Raw genomic sequence first — 15,634 nt, forward strand, 5'->3', positions numbered from 1 at the left:
CGGTGGTTGTTGGGTACGCGCGCTCCTGGCGCGCGGTGGTGTTCCGGTCTTTCAGCCGGTCGCGGGCAGCCAGTCCCCGCCCGCACCGTCGGTCACGACGAGGCGGATCGGTGCGCCGTCCTCGGGCCGGCAGAGAGCGGGCGCGGCGACGGCGGAGGCGATGAAGCGGGGGTCGTGTCCCGCGGCGAAGCGCCCTTCGGCGCCGAACAGGTCCCAGGCCCGGTCCGCCCACTGCGCGAGGTGGGGCTCACCCGCCAGGCGGTCCATCCACGACGGCTCGTCGACGACCGCGACGCAGTGCACGCCGTCGTAGTGGCGCAGCGATTCCAGCGCTCTCTCCCACTCCACACGGTCCGGACAGATGCGCACGGCCGCGCCGCGCCGCAGGACCTGGGGCGGCCGGCTGTGCGGATGAGGGGGGCGGGAGCCCAGGACCAGGAGGACCCGATGACTCTCCGGCCTCCAGACCGTGCTCCAGTGGGCGAGCTCGTGCGGTACGTGTTCCAGTCCCGTGGCGAAGTCGTGCCGCAGGGCGGTGCGCTGCCAGTCGGCGAGTTCCTTCGCGGCCGACGTGGCGGATGACAGGCCCACCCGGTGCACGAGTGGGTCGCTGTGGTGGCGCCGGTCGAGCGGCGCGTGGTCCCGGTAGCCGATCAGTCCCACGCGGAGGACGGTGTCGTCTCCCACGGCATCCCGCACGGCCGCGACGACGGCTGTCGCCTCCTGCAGCCGCTCCTCCACGGCCACGCCCCCGTCGGCCTGCGGGCCGGCAGTCTCCACCGCGAGAACGAGGTCGACGGGGCGAGGCCGGGAGAGCCGTCGCGGCGTGTGTACGGCGAGGGCGGCCCAGGGCGAGGTCTCCGACTCGTGGCGGCCCTCGTAGTCGAACTCAACCCTGCCCGGGCGGGTGAGCCGGTAGCCCAGGGTCACGCGGGCACCGGGCGACAGCTCGAGCCGGTCCACCCGGACGGGCCGCCACCGGGACGGCGGCTCCCCCTCGCCCGCCGAGACGACGGCTGCCACGCTGTGCCCGGCGGTGGCGGCACCGGGCGGCGCCGCCACGGGCACACGGACGACGGGACCGGCGGCGGGTTCAGCGGGACGGCTGCCGGCCGGGAAGAGCAGCCGCCGAACCAGTCCCACGGTGCCGGACGTACCGTCGATGTGAGCGCCCGCGAGCCAGATCGGGTGCCGCAGGGGCAGCCCGGCGACGAGGTCGCCCGGTGTCTGCGGCCAGTGGACCGGCAGCCGCAGGCGCAGAAGCGGTTCATCCTGCTCGTTCAGCGCCTCCGCCGCCCGCTCGACAGGTGACCACCCCGCCGCGCGGACGACGAGCACCAGTGGCGCCGAGCGGGCCGCCCACTGGCGCACGAAGGCTCGCAGATGCCGGCCGAGGCTCGCCGCGAGGTCTGCGGGCACCGCCCCCGGGCTCATGGCACCCGCGCCCGGACCGGCGGCCGTTCGGGCCGGTGAGGACGTGACGTAGGCCGCCGTGCGGGGGGTGACGCAGGTGCCGTCGGTACCGCCCGCCAGCAGAAGCAGTCGTCGCAGCCGCCCGTCGGGGAGCCCGTCGGCTGCCGGCACGAGGTCGGTCCAGACGGTTTCGGCGACGGTACGGATCTCCGCCTCCGCTCCGTCCGAGCCGTACGACAGACGACTCAGCCGGATCCGCTCGCAGCCGATCTCAAGGAATTCCAGTGCCGGAAAAGCTTCGCGGGCCAAGGACGTGAGAATCCAGCTCAGTCCCGATGTCGTGACGCGGGCGCTTTCCGCGGTCAGCACCTCGTGCCATGCGCGTCGCCACACCTGGGGCGTGGGCAGTGCGCCGCTGAACAGATCGGTCACGGCGCCCCGTTCAGGTACCGCGGGAACCGATCCGTGCTGCGCCCGATCCCCGTCCAGCAGGTCCGCGACCCGTAGCGCGGCACGCAGATTTCCGTTTCCGCCGTCTCTGACCTGGTCCCCAAGCACGATTCCCCCCGCCCCCGCTGCGCTCTCCGGTACGTCGCCGACGCGGCCGGACCACGCGGTGCACCCCGCCTCGGACCCATGACGGCCCAATGCGCGAACACGCAGGTCTGATCAATGTTCCCCCGGAGTCCCCACTCCGCTTACGCGTCACACTATTCGCCGAGTGATGACCGGCGCAGGACTTTCGCCAGCCTTTCAACAACATTCGTCCAGACCACTGAAATATCCATTCTCATGCCGAACAATTGATCGGAATGCACGTTGAATTTCGATTCTTACGGCTTCGGTGCCCCGCAAATACGCCATCGAACACCGGCTTGCTCGGTCGCCGTCTTGGGCCAGCCCCCTTCCCGGGCGCCACTACTGGGTAGTCCTCAAGTCGCCCGCGCTGGACGGGGCGGCTTCCATGCCGTATCCATCCGGATGCACAACCACCGAACTCGCCCTACGGCTCGGCATCTCAGCCGCGTCGGCTTCGGAGCGCAGTCGCGCCCTCCGGAAGGCCGGCTTGGTCAGCAGCAGCCGGGCAAACACGGCGTCGGCGCTCGGGCTGCAACTCTTCGAAAGCGCGCAGAATGTGCTCGCAAAGGGCCACGAGACAGTGGGCGCGAGGACGTGTCGTGTGACCGGGTAGCAGTGGGCCGCAGCCTCATGGCACGTATCCGAAACCTGCCCGTGCTCACGTAGCAGATCACATCACGTCATATCACCAGTGCTCCCGCTGTGAGCCCTTATAGAAAAAAGCTCCCGAGTGGTGCGCCCGGCCTCCTACCGTGACGGCTTCACCAGCTGTCTCCCTGGGAGGGGTGAAGGTTGTCGACAGTGCTGCCGGAAAACGACCGACGCGTCGTCGGGGCGCTCGCGCACATAGTCGTCACAGACGGGGCGCCTGGCGAACTGCCGGCCTTCCGGGTGATGCGGGACGAGTACTTCAGGCGGGGCATCCGACTGGACCGCAAAGGCCGGGACACGCTGCTCGGCATCGGAGTCGAGACAGCGGTGGCACTGCTGAGCCCGGTGGCGCTGGAACTCTGCCGACGCCTGTGGGACACGCTGTGCGCAGAGGCCGCGGGAGCCATGGTGCGAGCAGGGCGCGCACGGGCCGAGGAACTGCTGAACGGTCTGCGCGCACGCTTCGGCACGGACACCGGTGAGGATCCGACCGTGACGTTCAGCCCCGAACATCTGCGGGAAGTGCACCGGCGGATCCTGCAGCAGGCCGGAGCCATGGGCCTGCCCGAGGAGCAGCAGTGGCTCATGGCGAATGCCGTAGTCGGCGCCCTTCAGGGCCCTCAGGACACCACGGCCGCACCCGACGCCCCGACGGCGCAGGAGGCCACGCCGGCACCGAACCACGCTGACCAGGAGGGCGCCCCGGAGGGACCCTGCCAGCCGCTCGCCGACGAGGAAACTACGGGAGACGCGGCATGAGCGAGCAGGAAAGAGCCGCCACGGAGGACCCGACCGGCACGCCCGTGACGGTCATCTCGGAACCGGGGCCCATGCGCCGCCGACGCGGGTCCGGGCCGCCCGTAGAGACCACCTTCCTCTTCGTCCTGCTGCTCATCATGATCACGCTCTCCTGTTCGGTGTTCCTCTCCACGCTGCTCACTCCCAGCGCGGAGGCACGGCAGCACGGGCGGGTCCTGACCAGCTGCCTGGAGCGCATGGGCGAAAGCGGTGCGGCCAAGCCGCCGACCGGTCCACTCGATCTGCACACGGCCATCGACGCATCCCGGGGCGAAGCACAACGAGCGGCTCAGTGGGGGCGGTGCATGGCACCGACGCAGCGTCGTCTGCTCTCGTACCAACTCGGCGGCCTGGGCTTGGTCTTCGGCGCAGGACTCTTGCTCTACCTGGTCCATCCCGCGTGGCACGAGCGGCGTCGCCGGCTGAGCTCCTTGTCCACCGCCGACGCTGCCGACCTGCTCGAGGAACTGGAGCGGCTGCGACGGCTCGCCGGCGTGAACCGTCTGCGTTTTCGCCTCGAACCCTTCAACGCGGTGCCCTGCGCCTTCGTCTTCGGACTGCCCCGAAGGCGCAGACTGGCCATCAGCACTGGCCTGGTGGTCCGCTACCAGACCGACCCGGCCGCCTTTCGCGCGGTCGTCCTTCACGAACTGGCTCACCTGCGGAACCGGGACGTCGAACCCACCTACCTCGCCCTCACCTTCACTGCGTCCTTCGGGATGGTGCTCGGGGCGGATTCGGTGAACCGCCTCCTCAACTCCGGTCCGCTGCGCCTCATTGTCCTCGGTCCCGTTGCGCAGGCTCTGCTACTGGGCGTCCTCGCCCTGCTGCTCCTGGCCTCGCTCGTACGCTCGCGCGAGTTTCAGGCGGACGCGCGGGTCGCCGAGTGGGAAGGAAGGACCAGCGCGTTGCCCCGTGTGCTGCGAGACATGCCGGCGCCGCGCCACCGAGTGGGGGCCGGCTTGCGTACGCTGCACCCCACACCGGCCGAGCGAGCACGGCGCTTTGCGGGGACGAGCCTGCCCTTCGGACTCGGATACTGGGGTGGCGTCGGCGCCGGGCTCACGGCCACCGTCACCCTGATGGGACTCCGGAATCTGTCCATCCTGAGCAACATCGTCTTCGTGCCGTTGTGGATGAGCGCGGTCCCGGGCGTCCTGGTGGCGGCGGTCGTCGTGGTGGGCCGCTGGCGGTACGAATCCGCCCACCCCCAAGCTGCTCCCCGCCGCATGTGGCCCTACGGTCTCGGGCTGGCCACCGGCACAGTGCTGGGCCCCCTCGCCTCGCCCGACTCGTTCATCGTCTGGACGGACGCGCATGATCTGCTGGCCTGGATTCCAGGATGGATCCTCCTCGTCCTCCTCGCTTCCGTGCCTGCACCCAGGCTGACCGCCGAGGCGGTGGCGTACTGGCACAGGATGACGGCGAGCAGGACGGTGCCGTACTCGGGACGGCACATGCCCGGTGCGCTCACGTGCGCGGTCGCCCTGGCCGCCGTGAGTTACACCTTCCTGACGCAAGCCGTCCTCGTAGGCCAGTCCGTGGTCGGCTTGGCGGACAACCCGGCACTGAACATGCTCAGGGTCTCGGCGTCCTACAACGCTCCGGTCACGCTGATCTCCCTCGTAGTGACGACCGGGCTGGCACCGTTGCTGCTGACCATGGCAGCCGTGATGGCGGCGCTGTCGGTCCCGGCCGTGCTGTGGCGCAAGTCGAGCACGCCCCCGTCGCCCTTGGTACGGCCTGGGCCACCGCCGACAGCGACAACAGCGGCGGGAGAGGTTCGCAGATCTCTACGTATCGGCGTGACCGGAGTATCGCTACTGGTGGTGTTCCTGCTTCTGACCTCGGCGCTGGGCCACCGGCTGACTCTGGCGGAACGCTGGCACACCGAGTTCTTCACGCGGTTCTACCTCCTGCACATGGCCGCTGCCGTCGCCACCGTGGTGCTGACCGCTTTGGTGGCCACCGCACGGGCTGGACGACAGCCGCTCCTTCACGGGCTGTTGACAGCCGCGGCGTCCGTTGCCGCGGCGGCGGCGGTCGTCATCGCACAGCCGAGTCTCGGCAACTGCGTCGACGTCCTTGAGGGACCGGTGTCCGCCCGGCGATGTCTCGCACCCCCCGTCGCAGCCGGGATGTGGGTAGTCGTCCAGGTCTTGCTCGGCTGGACCGCGGTGGCCACCGCGGTGCTGCTGCTGCCGTGCTCCGCGTTGCGTGAGCGGGCCCTTCGCGCCCGTGGTGCCCGGGCCGGCGCCGGTCCGGCCCGGGATCGGCCGCGGGAACGCCGGTGGACATCTCCGTGGCACCGTGCCGCTTTGGCCCTCACCACGGCCGGCGCCTTGTCGGTGGGAGCGGTCACGCTCGTCGAGCACAGCCGGGTCGATCCGGCGTACTTGGCCGGGGTCAGCATCGGCGACCGGGGGTGGGTCGACGGCGGGGACTTCCGTATGCACCTGGCACCCGGCTGGTACGAGTTCACTGGCGCCGCGGCGCACCCGGTGACCGGGCAGAGGACGGTCCAGGCGCAGATGGGACTGCTCAGGCCGGGCTTCGGTCAACGAGGCAGGGTATGGATCGGCCGCACAACGCGCTGGCCGATCGACGACGTGACCGCCTCGATCCTGGCCGAGGGCGGACACCGCACCACGGTCGCCGGAGCACGGGCACTGGTCCTGGACGTGCCGGACAAGAACCTACACGTCGTCCTGATCGAGAGGGGAAGCGAGCAACTACGCCTCGAACTCACCGACCACGACAACAACTTCGCGGACACCACACGCCACTTGGACGTCATGCTGTCCACTTGGCAGTGGACGTAAGGCGGCCCACGCCCCGTGGGCGACACGACGCGAGCGCGCCTTCGACTCGCCCGTGACCATGCCCCGCGGGTCACCCACCGTCCGGTCAGCCGAGGTTCGACCGTCGTGCAAGAGGTCCGAGCCTGGTGGTGACCTCGCCGGTCCGGGGCCAGTGGCGGGCGAGGCGCCGGATGCGGCTGCCTCGGCTGGTGGCGACGAGTTGCCGGTTTGCGAGGGAAGGAGCGGAACTGCACAGGCAGTGCCGGCACGTACCAAATTTCGCGCTCCCACCCGGGCGCTCAGGTGCAGGTGGGTACCCCTTCAGCCATGCCGCGCCGTAGATGTTCCACCAGGACGACCGAGCCGACAGCCTTCCGTCCGGCTTGATTTGTTGAAGGCGCTCGGGAGTCGGACCGTACCAATCACTACGAGAAGTATTGACGCCTACATGACAGGTGCCCTTCACTCAGCCCAGGGCCGGAACCGGTACCGGAACCGGTCCCGGCAAACATCCCCCACCTCTTCTCACAAGGAGGAGTGCTGTGCTGAGGAATCCCCCACGCCCTCCCACGGACCGCCGCCGGAAGCACCGCGCCTGGTCGACGGCCCTGGCCGCACTCGGTCTTCTGTTCGCCGCTCTGTACAGCGGCGCCCCTTCGTCCGGTCCCCAGCCCAAGACCGGCGAACTCAACGCCACTCCCCAGGGCGCCCAGGTCATCCGGGTCGCAGAGTTCCTCGCCGAGTGCCCCTACAGCCACCGACTGCCCGACGACCCCATCGTTTTCCCCGGCCTTCCCGGCGCCTCCCACATGCACAGCTTCTTCGGGAGTCGGGTGACCAACGCTCACACGGACGTCACGGATCTACTCGGCTCGTCGTCCACCTGCAGTCCGGCGGTAGACACGTCCTCGTACTGGGTGCCGACGCTCTACCGAAACGATCAGCCGGTGGAACCCACCGGCACCACCTTCTACTACCTCGGTGAAGGTGTCCGGGACGACGTCATCCAGCGCATTCGCCCCTTCCCGCAGGGACTGCGGATCGTAGCCGGAAACGCCAAGGCCACGGGCACCAACGACCCCACCTCCATCGCCCGTTGGTCCTGCCTGCACCACGGCGAGGTCAACCCTTCCAAGGACTTCGTGACCTGCCCTGCGGGTTCGATGATGGAGTCCTACCTGGACTTCCCTCAGTGCTGGAACGGCAGGGACCTGGACTCCGCCGACCACAAGAGCCACATGTCCTACCCAGTCAACGGCGAGTGCCCTGCCAGCCACCCCGTTCCCGTACCGAAGCTGCGCCAGGTCCTGCGCTACCCGGTATCAGGCTCCACACAGGGCCTGCGGCTGGCCTCGGGGCCCGGGTACACCATGCACGGTGACTTCTTCAACGCGTGGCCCGAGAACGAACTCGCCCGCAGGGTCACGAACTGCATCAACCCCATCGTCAAGTGCGGAGCCGACGGCAACCCCTCCTGATCGTCGAGCCAAGGCGCCCAGCCCCCGACACGTCAGAGCACGGAGAAGAGAGGAACAGCGATGACGACAAACATCGTCGCTGGAGCAGGTAAGGCCCTCGCCGCCGCTCTGTTCTGCTCGCTGAGCGTGTCGGGGTGTGCCCACTCCTCAGGGCAACCCGTTCCCTCCAAGACCTCAACGCTTGACCCCGGACCGCCCTCCCCTGGCCTCGGTCGGCCCCAGGGCCATCCTGCCGCCACGACGACCTTCAACGCCACCGATCTCGGTTGGATACAGCTCATGCTGGCCATGGACCGTCAGACGCAACGGATCCTGGAACTGGTACCAGAGCAGGGCTCAAGCACTAACCTCAAAGCCTGGGCCGTCGGCACCTCGGACCGTAATAGAGCCGAGCTCTCCTCCCTGCGCGCTTTGCTCGCGGACAGAGGCGCAGCCGACAACAACCCGCACGAGGGCCACGACATGCCCGGCATGGTGGATGAACGCGAGCTGCAAGCCTTGGAGAGCGCCCGCGGAGCACATTTCGACCTCCTCGCGCGGTCCGCCCTGCACGACCACTACAGCCAGGTACGAAAGCTGGCCTCAAGCGTTCAGGAGGCTGAGGCAAGCGCAGGTGTGCGCGAAACCGCTCGTAAGGCGGGAGCGGACGCCGCAAGAGCCCTGCGCCACCTTGGCCGCCTCTGAGAGCGCTGCCCTGCCGTTCGAGGCTCCTCGCCAGGCCGGGCAATCTCCTCGGCGAAACGATCACCGCGGCCTGGAGACCATAGGGCCCGGCCCCGACCCAGCCTCCAGGCGGCCCATCCCCCACCGGCCGACTGTCCCGCCGCTCATCGGCGATCACGCCCCGGCGCGAACACGGTCACATCGTCCGGCGTCGCCATTGGGGCCCGACCTGTTCCCACTCCCGCGCCCAGAGGTCGTAGCGTCGGCGGTCCAGCCGCCACCGTACGGCCCGTCCGGCGGCGTACGTCAGGCCACTGAAGGCAACAGCCGCGCCGGCCCCCAGGAAGGCCGACTCCGCCGCCGCCTCACCCGCCGAAGGTGGTTCCCTGGTGAGCCGGCCCTGGCCGTCGGTCCATACGGGCACGGTCGCACCCGCCTTCCGACCGGCGTCGACCCAGGCTCGGGAGGTATGCGTGGCGCCGTCCGAGGTGGTCCAGCGGACCTGCGCCCGCACACTGATCCGCTGAGGTCCCTCCGCCATCGCGACGGCGTCCATCGTGCTCTCCAGGAGCACTCCCTGATCGGCGTGTAGCGCGGCCCGCCGCTCCGCAAAGGACTGGTCGATGCTGTCCGCCGTCAGCGTGCCGACGAACGCTCCGCCCAGCCAGACGGCCGCCCATACCGCCACGACGACCCTTGCCTCGACGACGTCGGCGTGCCGCCGCAGCGGATTGCTCCGCCACCGCCACATGAGGTGGCGCCTGGTCCTCGCGTACTCCGCCTCCGGCATCGGACTGCACCTCCCGGGTCGTCCCCCTTCAAGGTGCATCGGGCGGGCCGTCCCCGCATGTGCTGAGCGGTCCGGGCCCGAGTGCACGCGGCCTGCCGGCGAGGAGACTGAGGAGGCCGTTTCGTCCCGGCTCCCCCACGGAAGCACCGTGGCAGTCATGGGCAGGACGGGGACGCGCGTTCCGGCGCCCAGGTCAGGGCGGGTACGGACCGAGTAGGCCACCGACTCGTTCGTCCAAGCCGCGACGCGGAAGGGGAGCGGGAAGCCTGCGAGCCGGTCACCCATGGTCACCAGGCGGCAGAACCCGGTGGCCACAATGCCCCAGCCCGGGTGCGTCTCCGGGGCCATGGCAGCGGCTGTCCCCTACGGCGTCGAGCCGAGGGCGCCACTCGGCTGGGCGCTGACCGCTCGCCGTCGGAGCCGAACGAACAACCCGTCACGGCCGTCAGCAGGAGAGCCGCGGACGCGGCGGGCAGGGCGGACTTGCGGAGGCTGATCGGCATGACGGAGGAGCCTTTGCCACGGGTGCCCTGCACCCCACCGGATTTAGGTGGTCACAGGCAGAGGCTCGGGCGGTGCAGCCGTGAGCAGTGCGACGAGGTACCAGTGGATGGAACCGCGACAGGCGTCCTCGCGCGTCTCGGCCCCTTGAGGGTGCCAAAGTAGCCCGCATTCCGCCGATTTGAGTCACCGGACGCGAGAACGGTGGAGGGGCCCGGTTGCGCCGGGCCCCTCTTCACACGTTGGGAGTCGACCCGCGGCCCTCGCAGGCTTCGGGCGTCGACGGACGGCTCAGGTCAGCCGCGGACGATGTTCTCGGCCTGGGGGCCCTTCTGGCCCTGCGTGACGTCGAACGTGACGTGCTCGCCTTCGACCAGCTCACGGTAGCCGTTGCCGGAGATGTTGGAGTAGTGGGCGAAGACGTCCGGGCCGCCGCCCTCCTGCTCGATGAAACCGAAGCCCTTTTCGGAGTTGAACCACTTCACGGTGCCGCTGGCCATACTGCTGTCCTTCGAATTAGCGCCGGGTCCACCCCGGCTGATCTGTGGCGGGCGCCTCTCCGTCACCGGAGTGCACCCGACACCTGTTCTACCCCACACGGCGCACAGATCAACCACCGACTTCGGGTATGTCCTGGGAGCGGTGCGGGAGTTCGCGTATTTTGCCGCTTGGTGGGCTTTTCGCCCCTGCAGCGCCGACCACAGCAGACCCGGGATTCGTGCGCCTAGGCAACCGGTCGCCTAGCAACCTGTACGGCACCTCCCACACGGACGGCCAGAGCACCATCCCGTCGACGACGCCGTCCGCACGGCCGCCCGCAACCAGGTCGAGCGGGTGATCAAGACGACCGCGAAGCTCAAGGCGGCGGAGGCCGAGACGTGCGCCGAAGCCCAGTCCCACGCCGCGGAGGAGAGCCACCAAGGCGCCCCTCCCCCGAGTCGTTCACGGAGCCGGACACGGACGCCCTCCGGTCATCACTGGGCCCGCCCACTTGCTTCGTCCCCTTGATGCCGCATGCCGCCGGGCCGCCGGACGTGCGCACAGGGGAGAATGCCGGGAAGGAGGCATCCGAACGGTGCGAGAAAGGGGGAGATCCGTGTCCGAGGACGACGCACGTGCCTCGTCCCGGCCTTCGGCCGGCGACGACTGGTCCGCGCGGCTGCACACCCTGTGGCGTGCGGCCGCACAGATCCAGGACGTCACCGCCCTTGCGGACGGCGTGTACCCGGCTCTGCTCGCCCACCCCGACGTGCTGGCCAGTGTGGGCAGCCGCTGGGACGCCCGGGACGTCCAGTACGTGCGCTACTCCAGCGACGTAACTGGACCGACGATCACTCTGAGTCGTGCCGAGCTCGCGGCGCGCGACGAGCACGTATGCCGTGCCAGTCGAGCCGACGCGGTCCCCCACAGCCCGAAGATTCTGCGCCACGTTCCCCTTTCGGCCGAACCTGCGGCTCGCGGCCCTGAGAGCCGGCTGCTGGCCTCGGCAGGCGCCGTCCACGCTCTCGAATGCGTCATCCCGTTCGGCGGGTCCGACTGGGCGTCGCTGTGGGTGGGTCTCGCCTCGCCGCCGGCCGAGGACTGCGTCTTGGAAGAACGGCTGCTCCAGATCGCGGACGTCCTGATCGCGAGCAACAAGCGGATCGTGGAGTACCGCATACACGACCGGCTTCAGGTCGAGGACGCCTTTCTCGCCGAGGCATCGCTGCAGATGGACGCCAGTCTCGATGTCGAGGAGACCCTGCGGCGGGTGGCCCGGCTCGCGGTTCCGGCCGTGGCGGAGGGATGCGTGGTGCACCTCTTCGGCCCCGGCGACGAACTCAACCCCGTGGCGTCCGCCCACGTGGCCGCCTCCGCCCAGGACTGGCTGGCCGAGGTGTCCCGTGCGGACTCCTGGCTCGCGAAGGTTCTGCGGGCGGGGGCCGAGGGCGGCGCGAGTGAGGTCCTGCGCGGGACGGACCTGCTGGGCGGCCCCTTCGGTACCGGCGCCGCGGCCGAGGGCGCTCCCGTACGTGCGCTGAGCGTGAGTCCGCTGCGTGCACGGGGCCGCTCCCTGGGAACCCTCACTTTCCTGTACCACCGTGACGACGCGGAGATCGGCAGCCCGAGACTCCTGGACGATCTCGCGGGACGCGCCGCCCTGGCCATCGACACCAGCATGCTGTACGAGCAGCGCCGCCGACACGTCCAAGTCCTGCAGCGACACCTCCTGCCCCGCGCACTGCCCGACGTGGACGGCGTGGAGCTGAGCGCCGCGTACGCCGTCGCCGACTCCTCTCTCGACGTGGGAGGGGACTTCTACGACGCCGTTGTCGCCGGGGACCAACTCGCCCTGCTGATCGGCGATGTCTGCGGGCGAGGCGCGGAGGCCGCCGCGCTCACCGGCCTTGCCCGGCACACCCTGCGCACCCTTCTGGAGGACCGCACGCCTCCCGCGCAGGCGCTCGCCCGCCTGAACCGGGCCCTACTCACCGAGCAGACCACGCGTTTCGTGACCGCCGTGGTCGCCGTCCTGTCGCCCGCGCCGGGCGGCTGGTCGGCCGAGGTGGCCAGCGCCGGGCATCCGCGCCCCCTGGTGCGCGGCGCCGACGGGCGGGTACGTGAGGTCGACTGCTCCGGGGTGTTCCTCGGCGTCCTCGAGGACGCCGACTACCAGCCCACGCACCTGCATCTGTCCGAGGGTGAGGCCCTGGTGATGTTCACCGACGGTCTCACCGAGGCCAAGGGTGCCGACGGCAGCTATTTCGAGGACCACCTCGCGGACGCGCTACGCGAGAGCGGCGCCGCGACCGACCCGGCCGGACGGCTGGTCACCATGTCGGCGGACTTCCGTCGGCACGGCGACGACGACACAGCCGTCCTCGTGGCAAGGCTGAAAGGACGAGCGTGAAGCAGCACGACCACGAAAGGTCCATCGACCACGGCCGCGTACTGGTGGTGGAGGACTCCGAGGAGGATGCGGAGGCCATCCAACGTGCCCTGGCGCAGACCCATCCCGATCTGCGTCTGGAGTTCGCGAACCGCGGCGAACACGTGGTCGCCGGGCTGCAGGAGGCGGACGAGCTGCCCGGCCTGGTTCTGCTCGACCTCAACATGCCCGGTGCGGGCGGGCACACGCTCCTCGCCGCCATCCGCTCCCATCCCGAGTTCTCGGCGGTGACCGTCGTCGTGTTCACCTCCTCCACCGCGCCGGCGGAGGTCGACGCCTGCTATGCGGCAGGGGCGGACAGCTACATCTACAAACCCGTCAACTTCCACTTGTTCCGAACCGTGTTGAAGGGCGCCGTGGACTACTGGCAGCAGACGAGGATTCACGCGGGTTCGGACGGCGGCGCCGGCTCACCGAACGTGAAGTAGAAGGCGGATCCCACACCCGGCTCGCTCTCAAGCCACAGGCGTCCGCCATGCCGCTCCACGATCCGCTTCACGACCGCCAGTCCCACACCGGACCCTCCGCCGTGGTCGCCGGGGCCGTGCAGCCTCCTGAACAGATCGAAGACCTCGGCCTGCCGGTCCGCCGGAATACCGAGGCCGTTGTCACGCACGACGACGGCCTGTTCGGTGCCCGCGCCGTTCGGTCCGTCCACGTTCTCCACGTCGATCGTGACGGTCCTGTCTGGCCGGTCCGCGGCGTACTTGGCGGCGTTGACCAGCAGGTTGACAAGGATCTCGTCAAGCCGGTCCGGGTCGGCGTTCACGTAGGGCAGCGACGGCGGCCGGAGTACCGTGACCCGCTCCTCCGCCAGGCGCGGGCCGGCGACCTCCAATGCCCCGTCGACGGCCTCGTCGAGGGGCAGGTCACGGCGGCGCAGGCCGGCCCGGCCCAACCTGGCATAGTGCAGAAGCGAGTTGAGCAGCTCGTCCATGCGGCCCGCCAGGCGCTCCATGGTCCGCAGACGCGCCACGCTCCTGTCGTCCAGGGAGTCGCCCGCGTCCTCCAGCGTGAACGTCGCCGCGTTCGAGATACCGCGCAGGGGCTCCTTGAGGTCGTGCGCGGCGGCGTGGGCGAACGAGTCGAGGTCCGTGTTGGTCATCCGCAGCTCCTCGTTGAGTTCACCGAGGACGTCCGCGTGGTGCAGCACCAGCCCGGTCAGCATGCGCCACAACTCGCCTGCCACCGCCCGGTCCTGTGGCGTCCACGGACGGCTCCGACCGCGCGTCACGGACCGGAACACCTCACTCGAACCCCTCGGCGTCAGCCGTTCTCCGCGAGGCCCCACGCGGACCGGCACGGACGGGTCGGCCGCCCACTTCCGCGGCAGCGGCCGCTCGTCACGCAACCACGCCAGGTAGTCCCCGGGACGCAGGGGAATCAGCAACGCCCCAGCGGGGACGCCCCCCGCCCAGTCCGGGTCCCCCGTCCCTCCTGCCGAACCCAGTTCCTCCGCCGCGCCCGGTCCGTCGGCCGCGCTCTCGTGTGCCGCGTGCGACTCGGGAGCCGTGCCCCGCTCTCCCGTGATCCCGGGCACACGGGTCGTCTCCGGCGCCGCCCCCTTGGCCAACATCTCCGGCAGTCGGTCCGTGTCCCATACCTCCCCCGTCAGCAACTCCGCTGCCCGCAAGCCGAGTTCGTCGGCCACATCCCGGCGTACGGACGGTCCGGCACATGTGAGGCGCCCACCTCGCATGAGCAGCACCGCGTCCGCCTCCATCAGCTCCTGGACCTGTGCGGCATGCCGCACGAGCGAGGTCTCCAGGTCGGCACCGAGCAGTTCCGCCACTGCCGCCGCGCGTCCGCCCGAGCGCGTCAGCGCGTCCGCACGGTCGCGCTCCTCGATGGCCGCCAACTGAAGCGAGAACGCCGCGCCGAACAGCTCGCACGCCGAACGGACCTCGGGAGCCAGCCGCACGGGGTCTCCCCCATGACAGGCGATGAGCCCCCACAACCGGCCTTCCCGCAGCACGGACACGGACATGGACGACCGCACTCCGATGTTGCGCAGGTATTCCAGATGAAACTCCGACACCGTGCGCAGGGCCGACCCCGAGAGATCGAGCGGCGTGCCGCTGGCCGCCCTGACCCGCGGGTACAGGCGCACCGTCGGATCATCGACGTCCGCGATGACCCTGATCCAGTTCTCCTCGTACAGTCGGCGGGCCTGGGGAGGGATGTCGGTCGCCGGGAACCACAGGCCCAGCCAGGGCTCCCAGCCTTCCGTCACGTCCTCGGCCACCACCTCACCCGGCCCGTCGGCGCCGTCGAACCGGTAGGCGACCACGCGGTCGTATCCCGTCAGCTCGCGTACCTGCCGGACGGCGACCCGGCAGCAGTCCTCGACGGAACCGGCCGACCGCAGGCGCGCCAACGCGCGGCGGATGCCCTGGTAGAACCCGGAGAAGTGGAAGGCCGCGGAGTCCTCTCGGGGCTCGAACTCCATGATGACCAGGCCCTCGCGACGGTGGGCGCTCACGTCGAAGGACCGCCGCTTCGGTCCGGCCCCCGCCACGACAGGCAGTGCGGCACCCGTGCCGTCTTCTCCGGTGGTGGCGTCGAGCACCTCCGCCCAGTCGTCCGCGTCCAGCACCTCAAGGACGTTCGCGCCGACCAGGTCGCCGGCCGCGACGCCGAGCAGCGCGCCGCTGTTCTCGGCCGCCGTGTCGACGATCCCCGAGACGACCGCCACGGCCAGGAGCGTGCCGTAGGACTGGACACCGCCCAGGAGGTGGATCGGCTCACGGACGCACTCCGAGAGGTCGAAGCCACCCGGCACGGCCGCCTCGGCCTCCCTAGCGCGCTGTGACAGCCAGTCGGATCCCACCTGCGGCTCCTTCACCAGTCAGTGCCTTGCATATGCCGCATCCTCCCACCCGGAGCGGTTTGCCTCGTGACGGACGCACCGGCACGACGCCGCTCCACGGCCGAGCGGACGATGCCGTTCGGGCTCAGCCGTCGCCGGAGGCTGCGGAAGGCGGAATGCCCAAACGGCCGTTGCCGTCCGCTTCCGGCAGGGAGGTACGGA

The 15,634-nt window shown here is 70.1% G+C and carries 10 protein-coding genes; 6 read left to right on the forward strand and 4 right to left on the reverse strand.

Annotated elements, in window-relative coordinates; translation table 11 throughout:
• Positions 1–51: 51 nt before the first annotated feature.
• The gene (locus ACZ4VA_RS19200; RefSeq protein ID WP_468082172.1) at positions 52–1,845 is read right to left on the reverse strand and encodes a hypothetical protein; all 1,794 of its coding nucleotides are present in this window, start codon (positions 1,843–1,845) and stop codon (positions 52–54) included.
• Positions 1,846–2,793: 948 nt separating this feature from the next.
• Here ACZ4VA_RS19200 and ACZ4VA_RS19205 point away from each other — a divergent pair.
• The 4 genes from ACZ4VA_RS19205 to ACZ4VA_RS19220 all read left to right on the forward strand — a co-directional run bounded on the left by ACZ4VA_RS19205 (position 2,794) and on the right by ACZ4VA_RS19220 (position 8,404).
• A complete protein-coding gene (locus tag ACZ4VA_RS19205; RefSeq protein WP_468082174.1) occupies positions 2,794–3,402 on the forward strand; it encodes a hypothetical protein in 609 nt (202 codons plus the stop codon).
• The gene (locus tag ACZ4VA_RS19210; protein WP_468082176.1) at positions 3,399–6,263 is read left to right on the forward strand and encodes a M48 family metalloprotease; all 2,865 of its coding nucleotides are present in this window, start codon (positions 3,399–3,401) and stop codon (positions 6,261–6,263) included. The genes ACZ4VA_RS19205 and ACZ4VA_RS19210 overlap by 4 nt, the downstream gene beginning before the upstream one ends.
• A gap of 521 nt (positions 6,264–6,784) precedes the next feature.
• Positions 6,785–7,720, forward strand: a complete 936-nt coding sequence (locus ACZ4VA_RS19215; RefSeq protein ID WP_388904941.1) for a DUF1996 domain-containing protein — start codon at positions 6,785–6,787, stop codon at positions 7,718–7,720.
• 60 nt (positions 7,721–7,780) lie between these two features.
• The gene (locus ACZ4VA_RS19220) at positions 7,781–8,404 is read left to right on the forward strand and encodes a DUF305 domain-containing protein (protein ID WP_468082179.1); all 624 of its coding nucleotides are present in this window, start codon (positions 7,781–7,783) and stop codon (positions 8,402–8,404) included.
• Between the two features lie 175 nt (positions 8,405–8,579).
• On the opposite strand, the gene ACZ4VA_RS19225 is transcribed toward ACZ4VA_RS19220, so the two are convergent.
• Together ACZ4VA_RS19225 and ACZ4VA_RS19230 are read right to left on the reverse strand one after the other, a co-directional pair.
• The gene (locus ACZ4VA_RS19225) at positions 8,580–9,173 is read right to left on the reverse strand and encodes an Rv1733c family protein (protein WP_468082181.1); all 594 of its coding nucleotides are present in this window, start codon (positions 9,171–9,173) and stop codon (positions 8,580–8,582) included.
• 797 nt (positions 9,174–9,970) lie between these two features.
• A complete protein-coding gene (locus tag ACZ4VA_RS19230) occupies positions 9,971–10,174 on the reverse strand; it encodes a cold-shock protein (RefSeq protein ID WP_081220973.1) in 204 nt (67 codons plus the stop codon).
• A gap of 596 nt (positions 10,175–10,770) precedes the next feature.
• On the opposite strand from ACZ4VA_RS19230, the gene ACZ4VA_RS19235 reads away from it, so the two are divergent.
• On the forward strand, positions 10,771–12,564 hold the full coding sequence (locus ACZ4VA_RS19235) for a PP2C family protein-serine/threonine phosphatase (RefSeq protein WP_468082184.1): 1,794 nt from the start codon (positions 10,771–10,773) through the stop codon (positions 12,562–12,564).
• Complete coding sequence (locus ACZ4VA_RS19240) at positions 12,561–13,031, forward strand: response regulator (protein WP_355791882.1); 471 nt, start codon at positions 12,561–12,563, stop codon at positions 13,029–13,031. Before ACZ4VA_RS19235 ends, ACZ4VA_RS19240 begins: the two co-directional genes overlap by 4 nt.
• Here ACZ4VA_RS19240 and ACZ4VA_RS19245 read toward each other — a convergent pair.
• Positions 12,986–15,433 (reverse strand): ATP-binding protein, encoded by a 2,448-nt coding sequence (locus ACZ4VA_RS19245; protein WP_468082186.1) that lies wholly within the window; start codon positions 15,431–15,433, stop codon positions 12,986–12,988. The genes ACZ4VA_RS19240 and ACZ4VA_RS19245 overlap by 46 nt on opposite strands.
• Positions 15,434–15,634: the final 201 nt, after the last annotated feature.

The organism is Streptomyces sp. NPDC028308 (assembly GCF_055565855.1).

Bases quoted from the DNA above. Each gene is read 5' to 3' on its own strand.
- ACZ4VA_RS19210 (WP_468082176.1), top strand. From the start codon at position 3,399: ATGAGCGAGCAGGAAAGAGCCGCCACGGAGGACCCGACCGGCACGCCC.
- ACZ4VA_RS19220 (WP_468082179.1), top strand. From the start codon at position 7,781: ATGACGACAAACATCGTCGCTGGAGCAGGTAAGGCCCTCGCCGCCGCT.
- ACZ4VA_RS19225 (WP_468082181.1), bottom strand. From the start codon at position 9,173: ATGCCGGAGGCGGAGTACGCGAGGACCAGGCGCCACCTCATGTGGCGG.
- ACZ4VA_RS19230 (WP_081220973.1), bottom strand. From the start codon at position 10,174: ATGGCCAGCGGCACCGTGAAGTGGTTCAACTCCGAAAAGGGCTTCGGT.